This window comes from Rhodoferax sp., from assembly GCF_028688795.1.
GTDB lineage: Bacteria > Pseudomonadota > Gammaproteobacteria > Burkholderiales > Burkholderiaceae_C > Rhodoferax.
This window is the reverse complement of record NZ_JAQTXM010000016.1, coordinates 67292-88489: the sequence shown is the minus strand read 5'-3', so window position 1 is coordinate 88489 and position 21198 is coordinate 67292. Positions and strand designations below refer to the sequence as shown.

At 60.7% G+C, this 21198-nt stretch carries 21 protein-coding genes and 1 riboswitch; of the genes, 8 read left to right on the top strand and 13 right to left on the bottom strand.

What is annotated here, in order from left to right:
- Window positions 1-150: 150 nt before the first annotated feature.
- The 9 genes from PHQ58_RS13330 to PHQ58_RS13290 form a co-directional block, all read right to left on the bottom strand.
- The gene (locus tag PHQ58_RS13330) at window positions 151-1296 is read right to left on the bottom strand and encodes an aminotransferase class I/II-fold pyridoxal phosphate-dependent enzyme (protein WP_300111710.1); all 1146 of its coding nucleotides are present in this window, start codon (window positions 1294-1296) and stop codon (window positions 151-153) included.
- A complete protein-coding gene (cbiB, locus tag PHQ58_RS13325) occupies window positions 1293-2522 on the bottom strand; it encodes an adenosylcobinamide-phosphate synthase CbiB (RefSeq protein ID WP_300111708.1) in 1230 nt (409 codons plus the stop codon). Before cbiB ends, PHQ58_RS13330 begins: the two co-directional genes overlap by 4 nt.
- A gap of 117 nt (window positions 2523-2639) precedes the next feature.
- Window positions 2640-3209: a cob(I)yrinic acid a,c-diamide adenosyltransferase gene (gene cobO, locus PHQ58_RS13320; RefSeq protein WP_300111706.1), complete on the bottom strand. Its 570-nt coding sequence runs from the start codon at window positions 3207-3209 to the stop codon at window positions 2640-2642.
- A 22-nt stretch (window positions 3210-3231) separates the two neighbouring features.
- The gene (locus tag PHQ58_RS13315) at window positions 3232-3996 is read right to left on the bottom strand and encodes an ABC transporter ATP-binding protein (RefSeq protein WP_300111704.1); all 765 of its coding nucleotides are present in this window, start codon (window positions 3994-3996) and stop codon (window positions 3232-3234) included.
- Window positions 3993-5081 (bottom strand): iron ABC transporter permease, encoded by a 1089-nt coding sequence (locus PHQ58_RS13310; RefSeq protein WP_300111702.1) that lies wholly within the window; start codon window positions 5079-5081, stop codon window positions 3993-3995. The genes PHQ58_RS13315 and PHQ58_RS13310 overlap by 4 nt, the downstream gene beginning before the upstream one ends.
- Window positions 5082-5163: 82 nt before the next feature.
- Complete coding sequence (locus PHQ58_RS13305; RefSeq protein ID WP_300111747.1) at window positions 5164-6033, bottom strand: ABC transporter substrate-binding protein; 870 nt, start codon at window positions 6031-6033, stop codon at window positions 5164-5166.
- Window positions 6034-6104: 71 nt separating this feature from the next.
- On the bottom strand, window positions 6105-6755 hold the full coding sequence (locus PHQ58_RS13300; RefSeq protein WP_300111700.1) for a bifunctional adenosylcobinamide kinase/adenosylcobinamide-phosphate guanylyltransferase: 651 nt from the start codon (window positions 6753-6755) through the stop codon (window positions 6105-6107).
- The gene (locus tag PHQ58_RS13295; RefSeq protein WP_300111699.1) at window positions 6752-7630 is read right to left on the bottom strand and encodes an ABC transporter substrate-binding protein; all 879 of its coding nucleotides are present in this window, start codon (window positions 7628-7630) and stop codon (window positions 6752-6754) included. Before PHQ58_RS13295 ends, PHQ58_RS13300 begins: the two co-directional genes overlap by 4 nt.
- A gap of 10 nt (window positions 7631-7640) precedes the next feature.
- On the bottom strand, window positions 7641-9608 hold the full coding sequence (locus tag PHQ58_RS13290; RefSeq protein WP_300111697.1) for a TonB-dependent receptor: 1968 nt from the start codon (window positions 9606-9608) through the stop codon (window positions 7641-7643).
- A 75-nt stretch (window positions 9609-9683) separates the two neighbouring features.
- Window positions 9684-9920, bottom strand: a riboswitch (cobalamin riboswitch).
- Window positions 9921-9955: 35 nt separating this feature from the next.
- Here PHQ58_RS13290 and PHQ58_RS13285 point away from each other — a divergent pair.
- A complete protein-coding gene (locus PHQ58_RS13285) occupies window positions 9956-10198 on the top strand; it encodes a DUF904 domain-containing protein (protein WP_300111696.1) in 243 nt (80 codons plus the stop codon).
- A complete protein-coding gene (locus tag PHQ58_RS13280) occupies window positions 10195-10515 on the top strand; it encodes a cell division protein ZapA (RefSeq protein WP_300111694.1) in 321 nt (106 codons plus the stop codon). The genes PHQ58_RS13285 and PHQ58_RS13280 overlap by 4 nt, the downstream gene beginning before the upstream one ends.
- A gap of 73 nt (window positions 10516-10588) precedes the next feature.
- Here the strand turns inward: PHQ58_RS13280 and PHQ58_RS13275 are convergent, their stop codons facing one another.
- A complete protein-coding gene (locus PHQ58_RS13275) occupies window positions 10589-11575 on the bottom strand; it encodes an Hsp33 family molecular chaperone HslO (RefSeq protein ID WP_300111692.1) in 987 nt (328 codons plus the stop codon).
- 36 nt (window positions 11576-11611) lie between these two features.
- Window positions 11612-12136 (bottom strand): gamma carbonic anhydrase family protein, encoded by a 525-nt coding sequence (locus tag PHQ58_RS13270; RefSeq protein WP_300111690.1) that lies wholly within the window; start codon window positions 12134-12136, stop codon window positions 11612-11614.
- A gap of 52 nt (window positions 12137-12188) precedes the next feature.
- Here PHQ58_RS13270 and PHQ58_RS13265 point away from each other — a divergent pair, with 52 nt between their 5' ends.
- Together PHQ58_RS13265 and PHQ58_RS13260 are read left to right on the top strand one after the other, a co-directional pair.
- Window positions 12189-13040 (top strand): ferritin-like domain-containing protein, encoded by an 852-nt coding sequence (locus PHQ58_RS13265; protein WP_300111688.1) that lies wholly within the window; start codon window positions 12189-12191, stop codon window positions 13038-13040.
- An 18-nt stretch (window positions 13041-13058) separates the two neighbouring features.
- Window positions 13059-14327: an EAL and HDOD domain-containing protein gene (locus tag PHQ58_RS13260; protein ID WP_300111687.1), complete on the top strand. Its 1269-nt coding sequence runs from the start codon at window positions 13059-13061 to the stop codon at window positions 14325-14327.
- A gap of 15 nt (window positions 14328-14342) precedes the next feature.
- Here the strand turns inward: PHQ58_RS13260 and xerD are convergent, their stop codons facing one another.
- Window positions 14343-15257, bottom strand: coding sequence for a site-specific tyrosine recombinase XerD (gene xerD, locus PHQ58_RS13255; protein ID WP_300111685.1), 915 nt, complete (start codon window positions 15255-15257; stop codon window positions 14343-14345).
- 156 nt (window positions 15258-15413) lie between these two features.
- On the opposite strand from xerD, the gene PHQ58_RS13250 reads away from it, so the two are divergent.
- Window positions 15414-16328: an AEC family transporter gene (locus PHQ58_RS13250; RefSeq protein ID WP_300111683.1), complete on the top strand. Its 915-nt coding sequence runs from the start codon at window positions 15414-15416 to the stop codon at window positions 16326-16328.
- Between the two features lie 543 nt (window positions 16329-16871).
- Here PHQ58_RS13250 and queG read toward each other — a convergent pair.
- Window positions 16872-17975, bottom strand: coding sequence for a tRNA epoxyqueuosine(34) reductase QueG (gene queG, locus PHQ58_RS13245; RefSeq protein WP_300111746.1), 1104 nt, complete (start codon window positions 17973-17975; stop codon window positions 16872-16874).
- A gap of 27 nt (window positions 17976-18002) precedes the next feature.
- On the opposite strand from queG, the gene tsaE reads away from it, so the two are divergent.
- The 3 genes from tsaE (at window position 18003) to PHQ58_RS13230 (ending at window position 21181) form a co-directional block, all read left to right on the top strand.
- Window positions 18003-18512 carry a tRNA (adenosine(37)-N6)-threonylcarbamoyltransferase complex ATPase subunit type 1 TsaE gene (gene tsaE, locus PHQ58_RS13240; RefSeq protein ID WP_300111744.1) on the top strand — a complete coding sequence of 170 codons (510 nt, stop codon included), beginning with the start codon at window positions 18003-18005 and terminating at the stop codon, window positions 18510-18512.
- On the top strand, window positions 18509-19915 hold the full coding sequence (locus PHQ58_RS13235; RefSeq protein ID WP_300111681.1) for an N-acetylmuramoyl-L-alanine amidase: 1407 nt from the start codon (window positions 18509-18511) through the stop codon (window positions 19913-19915). The genes tsaE and PHQ58_RS13235 overlap by 4 nt, the downstream gene beginning before the upstream one ends.
- Before the next feature lie 81 nt (window positions 19916-19996).
- A complete protein-coding gene (locus PHQ58_RS13230) occupies window positions 19997-21181 on the top strand; it encodes an ABC transporter substrate-binding protein (protein ID WP_300111679.1) in 1185 nt (394 codons plus the stop codon).
- Window positions 21182-21198 lie beyond the last annotated feature (17 nt).

The following is a 21198-nucleotide window of genomic DNA, read 5'->3' as shown; positions in this document are numbered from 1 at the left end:
GTGCTTGTCAGCGGTTTGCGCGTATCAACCGCGCCAGCAGGCCATCAAGCACCATCATTGCGGCTCGCTTGCAGGTGGCGTGGCGATCTCCTTCAGTTTCAAGCATCAATAGTAGCGCCATGTAATGCCATTTATCGTGCCTTAAAGGCTTCAATCGCCTTGCAAGGCTTGCGCCAAAGCGTCCTGGGCCTGCGGTGGCAAAACGCCAACGCGCACATGCCCTGGCAGTCCAAACGAGGCACAGTCGCGCAGCTTGATGCCGTGGTCCGCGCGCAAGGCGGTCAGGTCTAGGGGCTTAGGCGGTTTGGCACAAAAAAAGTTGGCCTCGCTGGGCTGAACCGTCCATTCCAAACTTTCCAACATCATCACTTGGCGGGCCTTCCAGCCGCGTAGCACGGGCACACAAACAGCCAGCCACGCCTGCACTGCCGGGCTGGCCCAAGCCTGCAGCATGGCCACACCGTGCGCGCCCACGGGCCAGGACGGGGCGAGCTGATTCAGTTCTAAAACTGTTGCGTCTATTTGCCCTTGAACGCTTACATTCATTGCGCAAGGCGCTATCACATAGGCAGCACGCACTCCGGTCAGGCCGAGCGCTTTGTTGGGGGTAAAAAGCTGCCAAAGCTGGTTGCGCTGCGCCGCGCTCAAACTGCTCACACCGCTCAGGCGCAGTGGGGCATAGGCGCAGTCGAGCACGCAGATTGGCAAACCATGCGGCACACTGATTGGCACACACGCCGCCATGCTGTCCGGCCCGCTGACCTCGGACGATGGCCCATCAGGCCACTCGGCAGATGTGCTGGGCTTGGTGGCCGACAGCCAAGCGGGCCACTCAACGTGGGCTTGCCCCAAGGGGCTGGACGGCTCGCAGGCCCAGACCAGAGCGGCTTCTGCGCTTAGCGCCACCCGTGGCAAACCCCAGGCCTGCGCAGCCTGGGCATAGTCACCGTAGGCATGGGGTGGCAGTTGCACCGCTGGCCGCAGGAGCGGGTCAGGCCAATGCAACGCGCCGCTGCCTTCTGCCCTGCCCACACCACGCGCCACGCAAGCGGTGATGCGAAAGATGAATTCGCTGGCACTGCCTGCCAGCACAATGCGCCCGGCGTCCACCTGGTGGAACGCGGCCAATTGCGCACGCAGCTCGGTGTAACTGGCATCCGGGTAGTGGCTGGCATCGGCTTGCTGCACCGCCAACAAGGCTTGCGGGCATGGGCCACAGGCGTTGCTGTTGGTTGAAAAGTCATGCTGCGGCACGCCCAAAGCGTCTGTTCCTCCATGAATACGTGGCTGGGTCATGCTTGTCCAGCGCCAAAATATGCTATCACATAGATAGCTACTAGCGCAATTATTACAAGGGTTACAAGCACTTTTGATGCATATTCTGTAGCACGCTGCGTGTCTGCCCGCTGAGGCGCACTACCCGCAGGGTTCAGCGTGTAAACACCCGGCTTGCCCAGGCGAATGTTCAGTGCCAGCGCCATCGCCGCCATCGGCCAGCCACTGTTGGGTGACGGGGTTTTGCGGGCTTCGCGGCGCAACTGGCACGCACTGAATCGCGGCCCCCATCCCAATCGGCCCTTATTGTCCGATGAGGTCACAGCCAAATGGGCATTGGCATCCGAGCGGACAGACCGCACCGCAAGGCTCACCCACCACAGCAGCAAGCCGGTAAGCCGCGCAGGTAGCCAGCTCAGCACGTCATCGGCACGCGCCGCCCATTTGCCGGCCCATTCCCAGTTGTGGCCCTTGTAAACGCCCTTGTAGCCCCACATGGCATCGGCCGTGTTGGCAAAACGGTACAGCGCCGCGCCAGGCAGACCGAGCAAAACGAACCAAAAAATGGGGGCCACCACCGAGTCATTCAGGTTTTCGGCAAGCGACTCGATGGCGCTTTCACGCACCTGCGCTTGTGTCAGCGCGGTGGTGTCACGGCTCACCAGCCAGCTCAGGCGCGCGCGGCCCGCAGTCAACGATTCGTCCAGCGCGGCATCGACCGCCAGCACCTCGTGTTTCAACATCGCCCAGGCCAGCAGTGGTTTGAGCAGCAGCGCCAGCATCACGGCGCCAAGCAATTGCCCGGCCAGCCGCCATGGCGCGCTGAGATTGCCCGCAGTCATGCTGGTCTCGTAGATGTTGGGTGCTGCGATGATGGCTGCGGTCATGTTGGCAGGGCTGCTACTGACCGCGCTGACCCAATTGACCAGCGCTTCTGGCAGCCTCAACACGGCGGCTTCAAGTTGCCACGCCGCTACAGTTAACAGAGCTGCTCCCGCAATCCAATAAAGGGCTGCAAGCCAAAATGCCTTGTAATCTTTGGGGCACGCTGCCACATCGCCCGTAGCCGGGGCAAGCGGCTGCCAAGCCACGCGCTGCACCCTGCGCCCTGCCCAGCCCAGGTAGTTGCCCATCCATACCACCGGGTGCAGGCGCGCAGGCGGCTCACCCCACAGGTGATCGATGAGCAGCGCGCCCACCAAAGCGGTCATAAAAAGCCAGCCGGAATAATGAAAGTACATCGTCATTTAAAGGCCTACCGCACTGCGGCAACCCATGCTCCCGGCGTCATGGGTTGCCACGCTTTACTTGCAATGCCGATGTTGCTTGCCGCGCTGCACCCGAAATGACAAGGTTCTTTCACGTTAATCTTCAATGCCCCGCTGCGCCGGAATCCCGGCTTTGAACGCGTGTTTGACCATCTGCATCTCGGTCACGGTATCGGCCAACTCAATGATCTCTGCCGGGCAACGCCTGCCGGTCAGCACCACATGCACGTGGCTGGGGCGCGCTTTCAATGTGGTCAACACGTCGTCAATCGGCATCCACCCGTAGATCAACGGGTAAGTGATTTCGTCTAGCGTCACCATGAAGTAGTCGCCGCTCAGAATGGCAGCCCGGGCTTTTTGCCAGCCATCTCGGGCCAACTGGGCCGAGTGCTCCAGGTCCTGGCTTTTCCAACTGAAGCCGTCGCCCAGCCCTTCAATGGGAATGCCGATCTGCTCGAACATGCGGTGCTCGCCAAAACGCGCCGTGGGCACTTTCATGAACTGGAAAATCTTGACCTTCTTGCCACGACCATGTGCACGCAGCGCCAGTCCAAACGCGGCCGTGCTCTTGCCTTTGCCGTCACCGGTGTTGACGATGACGATGCCGCGGCGCTCTCCCTCGGGCTTGTCATAAGGTTTGTCGGTGGGAGGGGTTTCGATGTGCATGGTGTTCAGAATTCAATTGAAATTAATTTGGCAACGCGACCCACTGGCCGGCCAAGGGGTGGATGGTGATGCGGTGGTCAAACACGGCTTGCAGTGCGCGGTGGGTGGCGGGGTCGCTGCTGGCCCCTTGGTGGGTGATGCGGCCAGCAGCCATGATGAGCATGTCGTCCGAGTGCAAGGCCATCGAAATCTCATGCAGCACACTCACCACGGTGACACCGGCTTCCAGCAGGCAACGCACCATGCCTAGCCAGTCGGCCTGGTGCGGTGGGTCCAGATTGGCCAGGGGTTCGTCCATCAGCAGCACCTGCGCCTGCACGGCCAGAGCGCGCGCCAACAGCACACGCTGGCGCTCACCGCCTGACAGCTGCCCCAAAGCGCGCATGCGCCAGTCCCACGCGCCGGTGGTTTTCAGGGCCATTTCCACCGCCTTGCGATCTGCTTCGCTGGGAGCGGCCAGCCAGGCCTGGTGCGGCAAGCGGCCCAGCATGACCACGTCCCACACCGCCAAATCATCCGCCGCCGATTCGTTTTGCCCCAGCCAGGCCAATTGGCGCGCCCGCAGCTTGGGTGCAATGGTGCTCAGCGGCTGGCCCAGTAGCTCAACCCGCCCCTGGTGCGGCAGCAAGCCGGCCAACACTTTCAGCAGCGTGGACTTGCCCGCGCCATTGGGGCCGACGATGCTGGTCCAACGCCCGGCAGGCAAGGCCAGCGACACATCGTGCAATATCTCGGAATTTCCGAGTCTGGCCCTTATGGAATGTGCACTAACAGCTATTGAAGTCATAGCGACAACCCACTGCCACGCGTGCCGCGGTGCATCAGCCACAGCAGATAGCCGCCACCCAACACGGCGGTGAGCACGCCCACTGGCAATTCTTGCGGCGCAATCAGCCAGCGCGCCAGCGTGTCGGCGGCCATCAACAACACGCCGCCCATCAGGCTCGACAGCAGCAGCAAGCGCCCATGTGTGGTTTTGACCACCGAGCGCACCAAGTGCGGCGCGGCCAAGCCCACAAAGGCGATCAACCCGGTTTGCGCCACCGCCGCACCGGTGGCCAGCGCCAGCACCGCCACCAGTGCCAAGCGCATCGATGCCAGCGGCAAGCCCAAGCTGTGCGCCGTGGCTTCGCCCAAACTCAGTGCATCAAGCAACCGCGCAAGGAGCGAACCCGCCACGCTGGCCAGCAGCCACACGCCCGCCATCACCGCGCAGGCTGTCCAGCCGACAAACGCGGTCGAGCCCAGCATGAACGCCTGCATGGCCTGCAAAGATTCTGGTGTCCACAGCAGCACCAAATGCGTCATGGCACCCAGCACCACACCCACCACCACACCTGCCAGCAGCAGACGCAAGGTGTGTTGCACGCCCCTGGAGAGCGCCAGTGTGAGCAACACCGCCAGCACTGCGCCGCCAAACGCCGCCCCAGTGAGGCCCAGGCGCGTCAGCCACCCGGTGCCAAAGACGGAAAAAGCCAAGCCGTCACTCATCATGCCGCCGACATTGCCAGCGCCCAACATGCCCCCAGCCCCACCCATGGCAGCCAGCGCCAAGGCCACACCCAGCGACGCACCCGAGGCACTGCCCAGCAAAAACGGGTCGGCCAGCGGATTGCGGAAAAGCCCCTGTGCCAGCGCACCCGCCAGCCCCAGCAAAGCGCCCGCAGCCCAGGCACCGAGCGTCCGGGGCAAACGGATGTCCCAGACAATTTGCTGCGCCATGGCGGTTTGGTCTGGGTCTATCAAGGGATTGAGCAGCGGTTGCAGCAGGTTTTCAAAACCGGCGCTGCCTACACAAATGCCTAGCGCCGTCAATGCCAAGGCCAGAGCCAGCAACACCCAGGCCAGTGAGGTGGCGCGACGCAGGTTCATGCGTTACTGCCCCTTGCTATCATCATTTGCAGCCCACATCCCAGCTTTCGCCCAGTCACGGAAAGTTGCAGTGCCCGGTCGTTCATCGCGCTAACCCTGCCTTGTCAATCAGGCACTTTGCCATCAGCCGTGCACCCTCGGCCATGCGCGGGCCGGGTCTCACCAGCACGTCGGACTGCGCCGTGGTGAACACGCACACACGTTGCTCACGCACGGCGCGCATGCCCGCCCAGCCGGGACGCTGGCCCATGCTGTCCAAGCTGCGCTGGCCGATCATGATCAGGTCCGGGTTGGCGCGCACGATGAATTCGGGGTTGAGCTTGGGGAACGGCCCCAAGTTGGCCGGAATGATGTTTTTGACGCCCAGGCGGGTCAGCGTTTCGCCAATGAAGGACACCTCGCCCGCGCCGTAGGGGCCGGGGTTGACCTCAAAGTAGACCCTGGTGTTGCTGGAGTTTTTGGGCAATGACTGCGCCGCTGCCTGCGTGGCCGCGTCGATCACCCGCCAGACGCGCGCGGCGTCCGGCACACCCAGCGCCTGCCCCACTTTTTCCAGCACACGCTTCACGTCTGCATGGGTTTTGGGCTCCAAAGCCAGCACTTTCACACCCAGCGACTGCAAACGGTCACCCACACGCGAGGACGTGGCCATCAGCACCAGATCGGGTTTGAGGGCCACGATAGCCTCGATATTGGGGTCCAGCCCGCCACCCACTTGCGGCAATTTCTTCACGCTGTCGGGAAAGTTGGAATACCTGTCCACCCCAACCAGCCGCGCGCACTGGCCCAGTTCACACACAGTTTCGGTCAGTGACGGCAGCAGGCTGACGATGCGCATGGGTGGTTGGGCGAAGCTGACGGTGACGCCGCGGTCGTCGGTGACTTCGACGGCGTGGGCAGCACCGCCGCAGATCAGGACACCAGCAACCAGGATTCGGCGCAAACGCGCCATCGCCGCAGCGCCGGCGGGGCGTGCCCCAAGGATTGCCGTGCAGCGCTCGACATGACGGACCATGGTATGTGTCACGTCGCATCCTTCAAAGTTAATGGCAAACCCGCCGCCATCAGCGTCACTCGCTGGCAAACCTGCGCCACGCTTTGGTTCAGTAGGCCCAGCGCATCAACAAAGGCGCGCACCTCGCGCCCCATCGGGATGACGCCCAGGCCAATCTCGTTGCCGACCAGCACCACGGGGCCAGAGGCATTTTTGATTGCTTCCAAAAAAATAGCTGCTTGCGCTTTATCCATAAGGGCTAGAGGCTCATTTTTCATAAATTTTTCGACAGAAGCGTCCACGCCTTCAAGTAGGCTTGGAGAGTCAACTGCGTCAGCCAGCGGCGCGTTAGCGGGCATCAGCCAGTTGGTGAGCCACAGGGTCAGGCAATCGACCACGATCAGGGTGTCCGGGCGGCTGTGCGCGGTAATGGCCTGCGCCAGGTGCAACGGCTCTTCTACCGTGACCATGCCTGGCACACGTTCGGCCCGATCCAACTGATGCCGCGCAATGCGCTGGCGCATCTCATCGTCCCAGGCTTGCGCGGTGGCGATCAGCACCGCCCGGTGCTGCGGCGACTGCGCCAACCACTGCTGCGCCAATGCTTCTGCCCGGCGTGATTTGCCGCTTTTCTGGCCGCCCAAAATGAGTTCGCTACGGGCCATGGCCTGTTGGTTCATGTGCGCCCCCGCTCGTTGCTTGAAGCGTTGGTGGCATCGATCACGGGCAGTGCGCCAAACTGACGCGCCCAATCCATGACGATGCGGTGCAATTGCGCCACACCATCTGTCAATGCTGCCGGGCCGGGTTGCAGAATGTCGGCGGACTTGATCTCGAAGATTTGCCCGGTTTTGACGGCCGCGACCTCACCCCAGCCAGGCCGCGCCGCTACCGACTCAGGCCGAAATTTTTTACCGCACCACGAGCCAATGATGATGTCAGGGTTGCGCCGCACAATTTCTTGTGGATCGGCAATGATGCGGTGCTTGCCCAGGCTTTGCACCGCCAACTCGGGAAAGATGTCGTCCCCGCCCGCGATGCCAATCAAGTCTGAAACCCAGCGGATGGCACTGATGGGCGGCGTGTCCCATTCTTCAAAGTAGATTTTGGGTCTACGCGTTAAATTGGCCGCCAGCGTTTGAATAGCTTGCATGGACTGCTGCATTTGTTGCAGCAATACCAAACCTTGCTCACCCTGCCCCACCATCGCTGCCACTTGGTACAAAACACTGAATATCTCAGCCACGCTGCGCTGGTTGAACACCGTGACCTGCACCCCAGCGCGAATCAGGCTGCTTGCAATGTCAGCCTGCATGTCAGAAAAGCCCAGCACGCAGTCAGGCTCTAACGCCAGAATTTTGTCGATCTTGGCGCTGGTGAAGGCACTCACCCGAGGCTTTTCGTCACGCGCTCGGCGCGGCCGCACGGTGTAACCCGAAATGCCCACAATGCGGTGTTCCTGCCCCAGCAAGTAAAGCCACTCGGTGGTTTCCTCGGTGAGGCAGACGATGCGCTGCGGGCCAGGGGCGAAGCTGAATGCGTGATCAGCGGCCATGGTCGGTGTCCTAGAAACTCACCCGCATGGCGGCGGTCACAGCCCGCCCGGCTTCTGGATAGATGCCGTTGGTGACCCCGACTGCGCAACTGAAGGCCTGGGTGTAGTACTTGGCGTCGAGCAAGTTGCTAAATCCCAGCGACAACTCCACATTGCGACGCTGGTAGGCATAACGTGCGTCGACCGTGGCGTAGCTTGGCACGGTACAGGCGTTGTTGAAGTCGACGTTTTGTGAGGACACCCAGACCACCCCGGCATTGACCGAGTGAGTTGGCGCGGGCCGCCAATCGGCACGCACCGAAAGCGTCGTACCCGCCACCAGCGGCACAGTCAGGCCGTTATGGGCGCCTTGGGTGAACTTGGCTTCTCGCACGCCCAGGTTAAGCTGAACGCCCACAGTTTTACTCAAGTCATGTTGGGCTTCAAGCTCCAGGCCCTGGCGCAATGTGGGGTCAAAGTTGACATTAGCGCCAAACCCGTTCCACGAATTGGCATTGGCCACAGTGGGGTCGTAGCCCAACTCGTTGGCTAAGCTGCTGCGGTAGATGCGCAATTCAACCCGGCCACCGGTGTATTTCCAACGGCTGCCCAACTCGAGGTCGCGCGAGGTCTGTGGCTGGAGCACTGCACCCGGGAGGGTGAAACCCAGCTCGTCCATATTGGCCAGGCGAAAGCTGTTGCCCACACGGCCAAACACCGACCAGGCGCTGGAGATCGGTTGCGTCAAGCCCAGTTCCCAGGCGGCTTGATCCTGGTCAGTGCCTGCCGTAAACGTGTCGGTTTGTTTGATGTTCTCAGACCGATACCCCGCTGACAGGCGCGTGCCAGATGCATAAGTGACCTCGTCCTGAACATAAAAGGCGCTGCTTTTTTGCTGCGACACCGACCCATACGCACCGGGCGTGGTGCGCTTCCAGTCTGCCTGATCGTGCCCCAGCGTCAACGCATTGCGCGTTTGCCCCAGCGTTAACCCATGTTTGGCGCGAACCGCTAGTGTGCTGGCATCAATGTCATAACGGTAGGTCGATACACCCTTGTTAAGACTGTCAAGGCTCTTCGTTCTCTGACCCGCGTCCAGGCCCAATTGCCAGGCACCCAATTCGGCATTGGCAAACAAAGTGTCGCGGGTGTTCTCGATGCTGCCCGTTTTGTTGGCATTGGCGGCTGTGGTCTGGCTCGGGTTAGTCTCGTACTGCACAGCAGTCAGCGAGCCCGGCAAACCGGTGTCCAACGTGTCATTGGCGTGGCTGGCGCCCACACGCAGCCAATCGTTGCTCCATTGCGCCTGAACAGACTGGCCGTCAACCGTCGACTTGAAGTTGTCGCGGTGGTTGTCCGTCTGGCGCTTGTTGCCAGCCACATCCAACGAGAAGCCACCAGAGGCCAAGGTTGCGTTGGCGCGTAGCTCGTTTAGCCCATAGCTGCCGGTTGCCGCATAAAGGTCGACCGAGTTCTGGCGCGCGACACCGCGACCCGCCTTGGTGGTGATCACAATCACACCTCCGGTAGCCCCGGCGCCATACAACACCGAGCCACTGCCCCGCATCACTTCAATGCGCTCAACCGTATTGATCGCAATTCCCGCCAGACGGGTGCCGCTCAGGTCAGCCTCATTCACCTTGATGCCATCGACGATGACCACCTGGTTGCTGCCCGCCGTCGTGCCAAAGCCGCGCAAATCCAGTCCGTAATCACCACCGCCATAAAAGTCCGCACGGCCCGGCACGCCCAGTAACTTGACCACGGCTTCATTTACGGTGGACACACCAGCACGTGCAATGTCGTCCTTGGTGATCACGCTGACACCAAACGGCAGGCTTGCGGCGTCAGAGTCAAAACGTGTGGCACTTACAACCACCTCCTTGAGGGTGGCACTCTGCCCTTGCGCCAAAACCGGAAATGCGGCGAAAACGGCCAGCACAGACGCGCCAAAACGCACGGGAGCGCGACCGCGCTTGTAAGTAACAAAAGTTTTCATGAGTAGAAATGAACCATCAAAAGCCCTCACCGTCGTCCCCGACAGTGCATGAGCGTCACGGTTGTGCGTTTTCAGGCGCACAGCCACCGTGTTGGCCGGTATCCGGGCTGGTGGAATCAACCTCCATCGCCTTCCCAAGCGCGTGTTCAAAAACGCTCAGTGGCTGTGATGGAAGCGGCACCTTGCGGTGCGTCCACTTACCGTTGCGGGGGCAGCGCAGGTTAGGTTTGACATGAATGCCGCGCCCTCCTGCTTCCCGTTGAACTGCGGCATGCGAACCACACCGCGAGCACCAACGGAGCAGATTCTAGCCGGGCCAGCTTTGCCAAACCCTACAATGCAGGGCTATGTCGGAACTCACCCAAATCGACCAAATCTCCGAGCGCGTTGAGCGCTTGCTGGTGCGCTATGAAGAACTCACGCGCACCAATGCCCTGCTCCACCAGCAAATTGACACCCTCACACAAGAGCGAGATTCGCTCAAAAGCCGCCTGAGCGCGGCGCGTGCGCGGGTTGATGCACTGCTGGAGCGACTGCCAGAAATGGCCGCCGCCAGCCAATCCAGCGCCAGTTCACAGGGGCCAACATGAAGCAACTTGACGTACAAATCATGGGCCAGAGCTACCTGCTTGGCTGCCCCGATGGTGGCGACGCGCGCCTGCTCGATGCCGTGGAAAAAGTGGACACCGCCATGTGCAAAATTCGGGAAGCTGGCAAAGTGCGCGCACGAGACCGCATTGCGGTGCTGGCGGCCTTGAATCTGGCCTTTGACCTGGCCGACCACACGGCCCAACAAGGCGAACCCAGTGCCGGTGCCCCGGTGGCCTCTGGCGAAGCGACACAACGGCTCAGCGCCTTGCTGGCCCGCCTGGACGATGCGCTCGCCCGCGACGAACAACTGATTTAAGCAGCGTTGCCGCTGACAGAGTGGCAGACCACTAAGACAGCTGCACTACGCTCGCGGTAACGAACTGTTGGCGTTACTGCACCGCGGCACTTGTCGGCGGCAACTCGTCGGGCTGGCGAAAAATCTGGGCGACGTCCACTGTGTCAAAGCGGTATTGTGTGCCACAAAAATCGCAACCCACTTCCACCTGGCCCAGCTCTTGCAAGATGCTGTGCGCTTCATCGGCGCCCAGGCCCTTGATCATTCTGGTGACCCGATCGCGGTTGCAGGTGCATGAAAAATGCGGGCCTGCCTCACCCTGCAACGGCTCAAAACGCAGCAGTGACTCGTCCCAGAAGAGCCGGTGCAAAATCGTTTCCACATCCAGCGTCAACAATTCTTCGCGCTTCAGGCTTGAGGCCAGCACGGCAATGCGGTTGTAGTGCTCGTTGATGCCAATCTGGTCTTCGTCGGCGCTGTGCGTGTTGCCTGCCAGGTTGCCCGTGCCAGACATGGGCAAGCGCTGAATCAGCAGGCCAGCGGCCACCTTGTCGTCAGCAGCCAGCACCAGCGTGGTGTCAAGCTGCTCACTTTGCAGCATGTAGTGCTGCAGCACATCGCTGAATTTTTCCAGCTTTTCTTTGTCGTCGCCAAACAGCGGCACCACGCCTTGGTACGGCTGCTGGCCGGGCTGGCGGTCCTGCGGATCAAGCGTGATGGCGCAGCGGCCTTCATTGCCCACGTTCACCATCTGGCTCAGCGTGGCATCTGCAGACACTTCACCATTCACGGTGGCCGTGGCCCGCACGGCAAAGTCGCTTTGCACCTCCACCACGGCGAGCTTGACCGGGCCGTCTCCAAACACCTGCAAGATCAGCGACCCATTGAACTTGATGTTGGACTGCATCAGTACCGCAGCGGCCGTCATCTCACCCAACAGCGCCTGCACTGGCAGCGGGTAAGCGCCATGTGTGGTGTTGCTGGCGCGGCGACGCAATATTTCTACCCAAGCGTCCGTCAAACGCACCACGGCGCCGCGCACGGGCAGGCCTTCAAAGATAAATTTATGGATTTCAGACACGTGGTGTTTCCGGATTAAATTGAACTGGCCCGACCATCAGGCAATTTTGTGCAAGCTGGTCTTGAAGCGCTTGGCGTTGGCCACGTAATGGTCGGCACTGGTGCGCAGGCCTTGCAACTGCTCAGGTGACAACGGCATCACCACCCGCGCCGGGCTGCCAAGAATCATGCAGCCATCGGGAAACTCTTTGCCTTCGGTGACCAGGGCGCCGGCGCCTACCAGGCAGCCTTTGCCAATTTTGGCGCCGTTGAGCACGATCGCGCCAATACCGATCAGGCTGTCGTCGCCCACCGTGCAGCCGTGCAATATCGCGTTGTGGCCCACCGTGACGCCTGAGCCAATCGTCAAAGGCATACCCACATCAGAGTGCAACACGCTCAAATCCTGAATGTTGGTGCGCGCGCCCACACGTATTGGCGAGGTGTCGCCGCGCACCACCACGCCAAACCAAATGCCCACCTCGTCCCCAAGCACCACGTCTCCCATCACCTCAGCGCTGCCAGCCACCCAGGCGGTATCTGCGATCTGCGGCGACACGCCATCCACTTCATAAATTGCCATTGCTGTCCTTCTGTGTCAAGTTACCTAGAATTGTAGGGAACCTCCAAACCCCATGAAACCCACGCCACCAAGCCCACACAACAGCCCGACCGATCCTCATCCATCAAGCTCGTTGCGTGCTGAGGCATTGCGATTGCTGCTGATCGACTCTACCCAGGACAAAGCCTCGCAAGTGCGCGCGCTAGGTGCCACCCCATGGCATCTGGACGTGCTTGAGGCCTTACCGGAACCGCCCAATTTGCCGGGTCGGCCGCAGCGGCCGCTGCTGGTACAACCCTCACAACTCAAAGCCCGGGCAGTGGGCACACTGGAAGGCCGCGCCGTCCTGATTCATGCCCTGACACACATCGAGGCCAACGCCATCAACCTGGCGCTCGACGTGCTGTGGCGTTTTGCTGGCATGCCCGCCGCCTTTTACCAAGACTGGTGGCAGGTGGCCCAGGAGGAAGCCCTGCACTTTGAGCTGCTGCAGGCGCACCTCAACGGCATGGGTTTTGCCTATGGCGACTTCCCGGCCCATGACGGCCTGTGGGACATGGCCGAGCGCACCAAAGGCGACGTGTTGGCGCGCCTGGCCTTGGTGCCGCGCACACTGGAAGCGCGTGGCCTGGATGCCACCCCGGCGGTGCGCAACCGGCTGATCTCGGTGCGTGACACGGCCGCAGCCAGCATTCTCGACATTATTCTGCGCGACGAAATTGGCCACGTGGCCATTGGGAACTGCTGGTACCGCTACCTGTGCGAGCAACAAGGCCTGGAGCCGGTTGCCACATATGCCGACCTGGCAAAGCGTTACCAGGCACCTGTGCTCAAAGGCCCGTTTAATATCGATGCCCGACGTGCCGCCGGATTCACCGAAGCTGAACTAGCTGCCTTGGCCCCGGCCCAGACCAGCCACGTGTAATTAACACCCAAGAAGCCCATGAGCAAACCACCTGAATCCACAGTCCACGCGGCGGCACCCGAACTTGGCGTGATGGCCATTGCGAGGCAGCCCATCCTGGACGTCAAACGCAGCATTTTTGGCTACGAGCTGTTTGACCGATCGCAAAACAGCCTACCCTACAGCGCGGCCAGTGATGCGGCGCTGTTATTCAACCTGCTGTCAAACGCTGACAGCGAGGTACTTAACGGGCGTGTCGTGATCTTCATCAATTGCACGCACCAGACCCTGACCGGCGGGCATCTGACACTGATTCAGCCCGAACATGTGGTGCTGGAAGTGCCACCCATGCTTGACCATCAGGCAGACCCTGAAGACATTGACACCTACCGTCAGACGCTGGCCGATGTACAAAAGCGTGGATTTCGGCTGGCCTTCACTGAAACCGTGCTGGCACCGGCCTATGCCAATTGGCTGTCATTTGCATCCTTCATCAAGCTTGACTTGACCCGAGTGAACCCGCAACAACTCGCGGCAATCGTCGCGCACGCCAAAAAGGTCACGTCAGCGCAATTGGTGGCAGAAAAAGTTGAAACGGCCGAGCAGTTTGAGCTAACCAAGAGTCTGGGCTTCAACCTGTTTCAGGGCTACTGGTTTGCCAAGCCGGTACTGATTCACGGCCAGGCCATTCGGCCCACGCAGGCCGCAGTCATTCAATTGATCAACTTGGTGCGCAAACAAGCCAGCACGGCCGAAATTGAAGACATCTTCAAGCGCGACGCCACCCTGTCTTACAACTTGCTGCGTTTCATCAACTCGGCGGGGTTTGGACTGAGCTGTGAGGTCACCTCGTTTCGCCATGCGGTGATGTTGTTGGGGTTGAAAAAGCTGTTTCGCTGGGCCGCGCTGCTGATGACCACATCGCAGGCGTCGGGGGGGTCGCCAGCGGTTGGTCATGCGGCCATCGTGCGCGGGCGCCTGATGGAGTTGCTAGCGGCTGAACTGTTACCCCAGGAAGAATGTGACAACGCTTTTGTGGTGGGTATTTTTTCACTGCTCGACACCATGGTCGGGTTGCCTCTGAAACAAGTGCTCGACAGCATTTCGCTGCCGCAAACCGTGACCGATGCGCTCTTGAACGGCACCGGGCTGCTCGCCCCTTTCCTGAAGCTCACTCTGGCCTGCGAAAACGTCGACGATGTGGCCTTTGCCGAACACACCAACGCCCTGCAACTGACTGACCACCAGGTCAACTGGGCACACCTGCAGGCACTGGCTTGGTCTGAAAGCCTGACGACGGCTGAGTAGCCGCAGGCGCCAGCTTCAGCCCCTGGGGTGATGCTGGGCGTGCAAGGTTTTCAGGCGCTCACGCGCCACATGGGTGTAGATGGTAGTTGTAGAAATGTCCACATGCCCGAGCAGCATCTGCACCGCGCGCAGATCGGCACCGTGGTTCAGCAAATGTGTGGCAAAGGCGTGGCGCAAGGTGTGCGGTGACATGGGCGCGGTGATGCCGGCCAGTAGCGCATATTTTTTCACCAGCATCCAGAACATCACCCGGCTCATGGCCGTGCCCGGCGTACTGCCGCGGTGGGTGACAAAGAGCGCGTCGCTCTGGTGCCCGGCCAGCAGCTCGGTTCTGGGCTGTGCCAGGTAGCGCTTGAGCCACAGGCTGGCCACCTCGCCAAACGGGACCAGACGCTCTTTGTTTCCCTTGCCAAACACGCGCAACACGTTGTCAGACAGGCTGACGTTGAGCACTTTCAGGCCCACCAGCTCGCTCACGCGCAAGCCACTGGCATACATCAGTTCCAGCATGGTGCGGTCGCGCACGCCCAACGCTTCATTGGTGTCCGGTGCGTTCAGCAGGGCTTCTACCTGCGGCTCGGTCAGCGTTTTTGGCATGCGCAGCGGCTGTTTGGCAGCCTGCAACTTGAGCGTTGGATCAACCAACACCAGGCGCTCGCGTAAGCCCCAGCGAAAAAACCGTTTAAACACCGTCAGGCGGCGGTTGGCGGTGGTGGCTTTGGTGGTGGCATGCGCTTGGGCAAAAAAGCCGTTGAGTTCAAGCTCGGTGACAGCCAGTAAGCTGTGGCCTTGTGTGGCCAACCAGGCGCAAAACAGCGTCAGGTCTCGCCGGTAGGCTGAGAGCGTGTTTTTGGACAAGCCTTCTTCGAGCCACAGGGCGTCAATGAAGGTGTCAATCACCGGGTCGTGCAAAGGTGTGGGTACTGCCATGTCTTGAGTTTAGTGGGCGCGCACATCGGCATTGCGAGCAAAGCGTGGCAGTCTACGCAACCCTGAGTCATGGATGGCTTCACTTGCGTCGCCGTGGCGTGTGGTGTTCATGCACGGTGCAGTGAAGCCCGTCGTGCCGCCTGCTATTCTCACCGCGTGAACTTTGCTCAACTCCTCTTCCCCGACTTCTCGCTGATTTTGCTTGGCTACCTGATCTGCCGCTTCACACCTTTGAGGCGCCCGGTGTGGACGCAGGTGGAGCAACTGGTTTACTTTCTATTCTTCCCGGTGCTGCTTTTTCACTCTATCCTGAAAAGCCCGCTGGACATCGGCGCAGCGGGCAACATGGTGGCTGCTGGCTGGGCACTGGGCTTAAGCGGCATTGCCCTGGCGTATTCGGTGCCTTACTGGCCCGGCCTTAAAAACCATGTGACGGCACGCCAGCACGCCGCCAGCGCACAAATCGGCTTCAGGTTCAACTCATTCATCGGGCTGGCGCTGGCAGATCGGCTGGCCGGGCCAGAGGGCCTGCTGGTGATTGCGCTGCTGATTGGCGTGAGCGTGCCGCTAATGAACATAGGCGCCGTGTGGCCGATGGCGCGCCACGGTGAGCGCGGGTTTTTGGGCGAACTGGTGCGCAATCCACTCATCATCGGCACTGCCGGTGGGCTGGCCGCCAACCTGGCTGGCTTGTCGATCCCAGCCTGGTTGGAGCCCACGGTGTCGCGCATTGGCGGTGCGTCCCTCACGTTGGGGCTGATGGCCGCCGGTGCCGGCATGCAGCTCAGCGCGCTCAACCACGCCAAGTTGCTGGGTGTGGTGGTGCTGCTGATTCGGCATTTGCTGATGCCGCTGCTGGCCTTGGGTTGGTGTGTTGTGTTTGGTCTGAATAGTGTGCAGTCCACTGTTTTGCTGCTGTTTTCTGCGCTGCCAACGGCGTCGAGTTGTTATGTGCTGGCGGCGCGGATGGGATACGACGGGGCTTATGTGGCGGCGTTGGTGACGGTGTCGACCGTGCTGGGGATGGTGAGCTTGCCGCTGGCGCTGGGGCTGCTTCGGGGGTTTTTATAGGTTTTAAGACCCTAGATCTTATGATTAATGCGTAGGTAGCTACATTATTTATAGCTTTTTGTAGGTTTTGTTGGGGCTAAGGTTGAATTTTTTATCGTTGCCCCCCCCTCACCCCCAACCCCTCTCCACCCCCGCCGGGGCGGAAAGGGGGGCCAACAGCCATATTTGGGCGTGTGTTTTTACAGACCGAGTTCTATTCGATGGGCAACGCAGTATTGCCGTTGCCGCTCGGTTATTTGCGTCGGGCAAATAGTTGAGCGCTGGCAAGCGGTCTACCAGCGCGGGTATTCGCGTGTCCCGCACCGCTCAATTAGCACAGACATCCGTGGGCCACAAGCCGCCCACAGTTGGCAGATGCCGTGTACGTCTTCAATAAAAAAACATGGCCAAATACGGTTGTTAAGCCCCCCTTTCGCCCGGCGGGGCGAGAGGGGTTGGGGGTGAGTGGGGGATCAACGATAAAAATCTCAACCTTAGCCCCGTAAATACTACAAATAAAATAGCTAACAGCGCTTATTCAAAAAGGTCTGCAGCCTGAAAACACTAACATTTTTCAGCCAAAGCCAAAGCCAAAGCCCAAGCCACATGCTCACGCACCACCTCACTGGGGTGATCCACCCGGCTGCGCAACGCAGCCAACACCTGGGCCACATCGACCTCGCCGGCAGCGGCAATGGCCCCGGCACGGTTCACATCACCATCGCCACGCAACCGCAGCGCATTCCCCATCGCCACTGCAATGTTGCGCAACCAGCGCTCATGCCCAATGCGCCGAATCGGGCTGCCCTCGGTCAGGCGTAAAAACTCGTCTTCAGTCCAGGCAAACAAGGTGACTAGTTGGCTGCCCGCCAAGCCCGCGCGCGCATCAAAGTCGGGCAAGCTGCTGACTTTGGCGAACTTATTCCAGGGACAAACCAGCTGGCAATCGTCACAGCCATAAATTCGATTGCCCAGCAATGGGCGCATTTCAAGCGGGATTGGCCCGGCGTGCTCAATCGTCAGGTATGAAATACAGCGACGGGCGTCCAACCGGTGCGGGGCAATGATGGCCTGCGTCGGACAAATGTCGATGCAGGCACTGCAACTGCCGCAATGCTCGCTGACAGGCACAGACACGGGCAGCGCCATGTCGACAAAAATCTCACCCAGAAAAAACATCGAGCCCGCCTCACGGCTCAGCAGCAGCGTGTGTTTGCCGCGCCAACCCTGACCGCTGCGGCTGGCCAGCTCGGCTTCCAGCACCGGTGCTGAATCAGTGAACACGCGGTAACCCAACGGACCCAGCTCGGCCGCGATCTGGTCGCTGAGTTTTTGCAGGCGGCTGCGCATCACCTTGTGGTAGTCCCGGCCCCGAGCGTAAACCGACACAATGCCTTCAGACGGGTGCTGGAGCCGATCAAATTCAATGGCCTGCCAACCCAGTGGCGTGTTGGCAGGCAAATAGTCCATGCGCGCGGTGATCACGCTCACTGTGCCGGGCACCAGTTCGGCCGGGCGGGCACGCTTCAAGCCGTGTGCGGCCATGTAATGCATGTCGCCATGAAAACCTGCCGCCAGCCACGCCGATAATCCGGTCTCTGCAGAACTCAAATCGACCCCCGTCACACCAATTTGTGAAAATCCAAGCTCCTGCCCCCATGCCTGAATTCTGGAGACCCATTGACTGCCGCTGATTTGACTGGTGCTGTTCACCTGCCCATTGTAAAAACCCTGCACTGGCCGGACGAAGCCGCCACAGCGCGCTTTGCGCTTGCCTTGGCCGCGCAGCCGCAAGTGCGCTTGGCCTATATCGAACTTCAAGGCGATCTGGGCGCCGGCAAGACCACGCTGGTACGCCACTTGCTGCGCGCACTTGGGGTGCAAGGGCGCATCAAAAGCCCGACCTACGCCGTAGTTGAGCCCTATGAGTTGCATGATCTCAACATCTGGCATTTTGACTTTTACCGTTTCTCCGACCCGCGCGAGTGGATTGAGGCCGGCTTTCGCGACATCTTTGCCAGCCCCGGCCTCAAACTGGCCGAGTGGCCAGAAAACGTCGCTGGCTGCGTGCCAAAGGCTGATCTGGTGGTGCAACTGGGCGTAACTGAAGATGAGTCCCGCCAAGTTACCCTGACCGCCCACACCGCTGTGGGCGCTGCGCTGCTGAGCGGCTTGGGTATCACCAGCGAGCACAACGCACCATGAAACGCCGCCAGCTGCTGCAATCGGGCGCCGTCGTGCTGCTGCTGGGTATGCAACACCTGGCGCGTGGTGCAACAATTTTGGCGGTGCGGGTGTGGCCAGCACCTGACTACTCACGCGTCACGATCGAATCCGACACGCTGCTTAGCTTCAGTCAGACCTTCATACCCAACCCGCCGCGTTTGGCGGTGGATGTGCGCGGCATTGACCTGAACCCGGCCTTGAAGGAACTGGTGGCCAAGGTAGGTGCCGGTGACCCGACCATCAACGGCATTCGCGTCGGGCAGTTTGGCCCCAGCGTGGTGCGCCTAGTGGTGGACCTGAAACAAATGGTGACACCACAGGTGTTTAACCTGTCCCCGGTGGCCGCTTACCAGCACCGGCTGGTGTTTGACCTGTACCCGACCCAGGTGGCCGACCCACTGGAAGCCCTGATTGCCGAGCGGCTGAAAGAAGCATCGGGCGCACCGACCAGCGCACTGGCACTCGACCCGCTGGGCGAGTTGATGGCCCAAAGGGCAAGGCCCACGTCCCCGGCAGCACCTGCTCCAGTCGCAGGCACAATGCATTCAAACACTACACCTTTAATAGCTGATAGCGCAACATCGACGAGGTCTAGAGGTCAAAAAGACTTAAAAAAACCACTGCCACAAAGCATGAGCGTGCCCTCCCCTGCGGCCACTGACCGGCTCATCATCATTGCGCTGGACGCTGGCCACGGTGGCGAAGACCCGGGCGCCATTGGCCCGGGCGGAACGCGTGAAAAAGACGTGGTGCTGCGGCTGGCGCACCGCATGCGCGAACGCATCAATGCGGCTTCAGTCAACGGCAACGCCATGCGGGCTTTTTTAACGCGTGATGCTGACTTCTTTGTACCCTTGCACATCCGCGTGGCCAAAGCGCGCAGGGTGCAGGCCGACCTGTTCATCAGCCTTCACGCCGATGCGTTTTTTACCCCGAACCCGCAAGGTGCCAGCGTGTTTGTCCTGAGCCAGGGCGGCGCGTCCAGCACCGCAGCGCGCTGGATGGCAGCCAAAGAAAACAAGGCCGACCAAGTCGGCGGGCTGAACGTCAAGGCCAAAGACATGCAGGTCAAACGCGCCCTGCTCGACATGAGCACCACCGCACAAATCAAGGACAGCCTGCTGTTGGGCGGTGCCATGTTGGGCGAGATTGGCCGGGTTGGCAAGCTGCACAAGCCGCGCGTTGAGCAAGCCGGGTTTGCCGTGCTGAAAGCCCCCGACATTCCCAGCGTGCTGGTCGAAGCCGCCTTCATTAGCAACCCCGATGAAGAAGCCAAACTCAACAGCGACGCCTACCAGGACCAACTGGCCGATGCACTGATGCGCGGCATTGAGCGCTATTTCTCCAGGAACCCACCGCTGGCACGGAATCGCACGGTGTGACCTGCCACCGACCCTGTCTGTAAGAATTTCAGGTCTCGGCTCGACCGATTCAATTTAAACCGCCCTCCCGGAGTTCCCCGCATGAAATTCACCGCTCTTACGCCGCTTGCTGTGCTCACCCTGAGCCTAGCCTTGCCGCACGTGGCCCACGCCGATTGGTCACAAATTCAGACCGAGGCCAAAGGGCAAACCGTGTACTTCAACGCCTGGGGCGGCGGTGAAGCCATCAACGCCTACATCGCCTGGGCTACCAAAGAAGTGAAGGCACGTTACGGTGTCGAGGTGAAACATGTGAAAGTGACCGATGCCGCAGACGTGGTCAAACGCGTGCAAACCGAACTGGCGGCGGGCCGCAAGACAGACGGCTCGGTTGACCTGATGTGGGTCAACGGCGAGAACTTCCGCAACCTGAAAACCAACAATCTGCTGTTTGGCCCCTGGGCCGAGAGCCTGCCCAACTGGGGCCTGGTTGACCTGAACAAGCCGGTGCGCAGCGATTTTTCCATCCCCACCCAAGGCTTTGAAGCACCCTGGGGCACGGCGCAACTCACCTTCATTGCCGACCGCGCCAAAACACCCACGCCACCACGCTCGGCGGCTGAGTGGCTGAGCTTTGCCCAAGCCAACCCGGGCCGGGTCAGTTACCCCAAGCCGCCCGACTTTCATGGCACCACGTTTGTCAAGCAACTGCTGCTGGATCTGAGCCCTGAGCGTGCCGCACTGCAACAACCCGTGAACCCGCAAGCATTTGCCACAGCAACCCAGCCGCTGTGGGCCTATCTGGACAAGCTGCACCCCAACCTGTGGCGCGACGGCAAAACCTTTCCGTCCAGCGCGGCTGAAATGCACCGCATGCTGGCTGATGGCGAATTAAAGCTGTCCCTCACCTTCAACCCCAACGAAGCCGCCAACCTGATCGCCAGCAAACAGCTGCCCGCCAGCGCCTACAGCTTTGGGTTTACCAATGGCACCATCGGCAACGTGCATTTCATCGCCATACCGGTTAATGCCAAGGCCAAAGCCGGGGCGCAGGTGTTTGCCAACTTTCTCTTGTCAACCGAGGCCCAGGCGCACAAGGCCGACACCCGCGTGTGGGGCGATGGCACGGTGTTGGACGTGACCAAAATTCCGGTGGCCCTGCAAACAGCCATGCGCGCCAAGCCGCCAGGCGCCTTGACCGAACCCGTGCCCACGCTGGCCGAGCCCCACGCCAGCTGGGTCGAGTCGCTGGAAGCCGAATGGCTCAAACGCTACGGCGCGCGTTGATGTGTGATGCCTGCGTG

What these genes read in the sequence shown, in the direction of transcription:
- PHQ58_RS13330 (WP_300111710.1), bottom strand. Translation starts at nt 1,296, where the DNA reads ATGACCCAGCCACGTATTCATGGAGGAACAGACGCTTTGGGCGTGCCG.
- cbiB (WP_300111708.1), bottom strand. Translation starts at nt 2,522, where the DNA reads ATGACGATGTACTTTCATTATTCCGGCTGGCTTTTTATGACCGCTTTG.
- cobO (WP_300111706.1), bottom strand. Translation starts at nt 3,209, where the DNA reads ATGCACATCGAAACCCCTCCCACCGACAAACCTTATGACAAGCCCGAG.
- PHQ58_RS13315 (WP_300111704.1), bottom strand. Translation starts at nt 3,996, where the DNA reads ATGACTTCAATAGCTGTTAGTGCACATTCCATAAGGGCCAGACTCGGA.
- PHQ58_RS13310 (WP_300111702.1), bottom strand. Translation starts at nt 5,081, where the DNA reads ATGAACCTGCGTCGCGCCACCTCACTGGCCTGGGTGTTGCTGGCTCTG.
- PHQ58_RS13305 (WP_300111747.1), bottom strand. Translation starts at nt 6,033, where the DNA reads ATGGCGCGTTTGCGCCGAATCCTGGTTGCTGGTGTCCTGATCTGCGGC.
- PHQ58_RS13300 (WP_300111700.1), bottom strand. Translation starts at nt 6,755, where the DNA reads ATGAACCAACAGGCCATGGCCCGTAGCGAACTCATTTTGGGCGGCCAG.
- PHQ58_RS13295 (WP_300111699.1), bottom strand. Translation starts at nt 7,630, where the DNA reads ATGGCCGCTGATCACGCATTCAGCTTCGCCCCTGGCCCGCAGCGCATC.
- PHQ58_RS13290 (WP_300111697.1), bottom strand. Translation starts at nt 9,608, where the DNA reads ATGAAAACTTTTGTTACTTACAAGCGCGGTCGCGCTCCCGTGCGTTTT.
- PHQ58_RS13285 (WP_300111696.1), top strand. Translation starts at nt 9,956, where the DNA reads ATGTCGGAACTCACCCAAATCGACCAAATCTCCGAGCGCGTTGAGCGC.
- PHQ58_RS13280 (WP_300111694.1), top strand. Translation starts at nt 10,195, where the DNA reads ATGAAGCAACTTGACGTACAAATCATGGGCCAGAGCTACCTGCTTGGC.
- PHQ58_RS13270 (WP_300111690.1), bottom strand. Translation starts at nt 12,136, where the DNA reads ATGGCAATTTATGAAGTGGATGGCGTGTCGCCGCAGATCGCAGATACC.
- PHQ58_RS13265 (WP_300111688.1), top strand. Translation starts at nt 12,189, where the DNA reads ATGAAACCCACGCCACCAAGCCCACACAACAGCCCGACCGATCCTCAT.
- PHQ58_RS13260 (WP_300111687.1), top strand. Translation starts at nt 13,059, where the DNA reads ATGAGCAAACCACCTGAATCCACAGTCCACGCGGCGGCACCCGAACTT.
- xerD (WP_300111685.1), bottom strand. Translation starts at nt 15,257, where the DNA reads ATGGCAGTACCCACACCTTTGCACGACCCGGTGATTGACACCTTCATT.
- PHQ58_RS13235 (WP_300111681.1), top strand. Translation starts at nt 18,509, where the DNA reads ATGAAACGCCGCCAGCTGCTGCAATCGGGCGCCGTCGTGCTGCTGCTG.
- PHQ58_RS13230 (WP_300111679.1), top strand. Translation starts at nt 19,997, where the DNA reads ATGAAATTCACCGCTCTTACGCCGCTTGCTGTGCTCACCCTGAGCCTA.